This is a genomic window from Nitratidesulfovibrio oxamicus (genome assembly GCF_015731765.1).
GTDB lineage: Bacteria > Desulfobacterota > Desulfovibrionia > Desulfovibrionales > Desulfovibrionaceae > Cupidesulfovibrio > Cupidesulfovibrio oxamicus.
Map to the genome: position 1 here is coordinate 1 of NZ_VRYY01000297.1, position 3,163 is coordinate 3,163.

3 protein-coding genes and 1 pseudogene are annotated in these 3,163 nt (G+C 68.5%); 1 reads left to right on the forward strand and 3 read right to left on the reverse strand.

All coding sequences use genetic code 11. The features are described from left to right. A pseudogene (locus FVW20_RS10600) lies at nt 1–422 on the reverse strand (pyridine nucleotide-disulfide oxidoreductase); the annotation flags it as partial. A gap of 125 nt (nt 423–547) precedes the next feature. Between FVW20_RS10600 and FVW20_RS10605 the strand changes: the two are divergent. Continuing rightward, nucleotides 548–751 carry a twin-arginine translocase TatA/TatE family subunit gene (locus tag FVW20_RS10605; RefSeq protein WP_196609491.1) on the forward strand — a complete coding sequence of 68 codons (204 nt, stop codon included), beginning with the start codon at nt 548–550 and terminating at the stop codon, nt 749–751. Between the two features lie 72 nt (nt 752–823). Here FVW20_RS10605 and FVW20_RS10610 read toward each other — a convergent pair whose 3' ends face one another. Together FVW20_RS10610 and FVW20_RS10615 are read right to left on the reverse strand one after the other, a co-directional pair. Continuing rightward, nucleotides 824–1,681, reverse strand: coding sequence for a hypothetical protein (locus tag FVW20_RS10610; RefSeq protein WP_307831490.1), 858 nt, complete (start codon nt 1,679–1,681; stop codon nt 824–826). Nucleotides 1,682–2,171: 490 nt separating this feature from the next. Next, a complete protein-coding gene (locus FVW20_RS10615) occupies nt 2,172–3,029 on the reverse strand; it encodes a sirohydrochlorin cobaltochelatase (protein ID WP_196609495.1) in 858 nt (285 codons plus the stop codon). Between the last annotated feature and the right edge of the window lie 134 nt (nt 3,030–3,163).

The window sequence follows — 3,163 nt, forward strand, 5'->3', positions numbered from 1 at the left end:
CGGCAGGCACCGACGGCCACGCGCTCCGCCAGCAGCCCGTCAAGGCCCGTGGCGTCGGCGCTGGGCCAGGCGAACACGTTGGACGCGCCGCGCAGTGCGCGGGGAATGCGCGGGGTGGCGTCTATTTCCATGGCCAGCTGATCATACCGCACGGCCAGCCGCCCCCGGCTGGAACCGGTGATGACGGTGCTGGCGTCCAGATCGACGGAAAGTTCGGAGGCATCCAGCACGCCCACTTCGCGGGCGGCCAGCAGCACGCGCGAGGCGCGCCGCCCCGCCAGACACGCGGAAAACGGGCCGCTGCCTTCGGCGGCCGCCTCGGGCATGACCATGTTCACCTCGCACCCCGGCAGCAGCCGCTTGACGCGCGCGGCAAGCTTGCCCGCCCCCACACCAGAACCTATGACAACGATGCGTCGCATGTATCGCTCCATTCATTGAAGTGTGCGCAACCACCTTGGAACACAGGCCATCCCCCGGCGTTGCGCGCCTTGACCGGGGTGTACCCGATGTGTATATGCATGGCATCACTAACGGAGGCATGCATATGTTCGGCATCGGCATTCAGGAATTGTTGGTCGTTCTCGTTCTGGTCCTGCTGGTATTCGGGGCCAACAAGCTGCCCGAAATCGGCGGCGGACTCGGGCGTGCCATCCGGAACTTCAAGCGGGCCACCAACGAGCCCGATGAAATCGACATCACTCCAGGCAAGAAGAACGACAAGACCGACAAAGACGACAAGCAGGCATAACCGGGCCACGCACCCGGCCGACATCTTTCGAAACCCGGCGCGGCATGCCCGCCGGGTTTCTTCGTTTTGGCGTTACGGCAGGACTTCCCGCGTCAACTTGCGCGGTGCAAGATATTCGTCCAGGCGCCGGTCCAGTTCCATCCGGTTCACAAGCACCAGCTTCCACGTGGCCACCAGCCCGCCGGGCCGCATGGTCACGTCCTGCAACTGCGCGCTTTGCAGGGCGCGGTCCCAGTCGTGCAGGGCCCGGTCGAAGGATTCGACGCTGTCGGCGGTGTGCCAGCCGGAAACCCGCAGCACGGCCTGCTGGCCCGCCGCCGCCCCGGCCACCTGGCGGTGCGAGAAATACCACGCCCACAGCCCGCGCCACACGTCGTCCACGCTGGCCCCATCCGCGGAAGTGGACCCCTCCGGCGCGTCCAGCGTGCCGTACCAGCCCTTGCCCTGGGGATTCTGGGGGCGCAGGGCCACCCGCACCGAAGCTCCGGCGCGCTGTTCCACGCCGTACAGCAGTTGCAGCCTGCTCACCCGCTCCGCCACCTCCGGCGATGCGCCGGAAAGCTGCAAGACCATGGGCACGGACTCTTCGGCGGTGTAATAGGCGCCCACCTGACGCAGGCGCTCCTTGACCATGTCGCGGTTCACGTCCACATCCACGGCAAGGCGGGTGCCGCCCTGCACCGGGGTCATGCCCAGTTCGCTGTAGCCGCGCACCACCTCGCCGGTGACGGTGGACAGGTACTCGCGCAACGCGGCGCGGCGCGCCTCGGAAAGTGGCGCGCGCAGGATGTCCAGGGCCTCGTCGGTGACGGCGTTGGTAAAGGCTTCGCCCTGTGCCTGGGCACGGGTCTTGGAAACCTGCCCTTCACCCCACACGGCCTCCACGCGGCGGGCATGGCCCGGCACGGCCTGGCACAGCACGGCGAGCACGACGGCAAGGCCGCAAAGGAGCCGCCACGACGATGCAAGCGCCCCCGAGGCGACGTTGGAGGACATCCTGTGGAGCGTTATCTGGCGGGGGGACGGAACCGCCCCGTGGCCGCACGCGGGGCGGCTGGGACAACGGAACATCATGAATACTCCGGTGTTCTGCAAAATGGTGTCGTTCCGTGGCGTTGTAGCCGATTTTACCCCCGAACGCCAGCGCGGGCGGGGGAACCGGACCGGGAACGATAGGCGGGAACGGGCGGAAAGGGAAGCAGCGCGCGGAAACGCAAGGGAAGAAAACCCGGCGGCGGGGCATGTTCCGGCTCGCACCACGCGTGGCGTGTCGGGAGAACCCGAGGCGTCGGACTAATCAGGGGCAGGCGAATCTGTGGTACCAGGCGCGTCAGGCGCGTCAGGCAAATCCGGATGCCGGATGGCTGCGGAACTGCGGCGTCGTGTGTCGGTCACCGAAGGCGCCCTGGGCGGCGGGGGATTATCGGAACGCCGCGTCCCCGGCCCCAGAGACGTCTCCGTCCGCTTCTCCGTCCTCGTCGGCGTCCAGCGCGCGCAAGGCCACGCCCAGATGATCCAGCCAGATGTCCACGAAGCCACCGTATTCCGCCGTGCCGCGCAACACGGGCACGCATTCCATGCCCGCCGCCACGATGCGCGACCGCCACGAATCCGGCGCATCACCGGCCATGTCCTGCACGGCGTGCCGCCCCACCACGGAAAGCAGCGGCAGCAGCCACACCCGGCGCACCCCGTCCTCCGCAAGGCGGGGCAGGATGTCGTCGATGGTGCAGTCGCCGTCCATGGTGCCGATGTGCACCAGCGGGTCGCGCTCGCGCACCTGGGCGGACAGCACCCCGTAGCGGGATTCGCCCTCGTGCCAGGTGCCGTGCCCCATGAACACGCAGGCGTCGCCGGGGATGCGTTCCGGCGGCAGGTGGGTCAGCAGCGCGGCGGCGGCGCGGCGGATGTCGTCGTCGGAATCCAGCAGGGGGGCGCCCACGGTGGCCCGCATAAAGCCTTCCTTCCTGCCTGCCGTCGCGCGCATCTCCTCCACGTCGGCCAGCAGGTCGGCATATTCCGCGCCGGGAATGGAATGCAGCGACTGCACGGCCACATGGGTGTACTTTTCGAACCACATCTTGCGCAGGGCCTTCTGGACGGAATCGGTCTTCTTGCGCGCGGCCGCCAGCCGGTTGCGCATGACCACCGAGGTGAACGCCCAGCGCACCGGCACGCCGGGAAACAGCGCGCGCACCCGTTCGTCGAACAGACGGAGGGTGGACTGCCCCTGCGGGGTTCCTGAACCGAACGCGGCGAGAAGGATGCCTTTCTTCATATGGGTGCCGTGGAAACCGTGTGCAAACAGGCGTGGGCAGGCGGACGCGAACCGGACGCGAACCGGATGCGAACCGGACGCGGGCCGGATGCGGGCCGGATGCGGTCTCGCCGCGCGCGGGGCGCGCAGGGCCC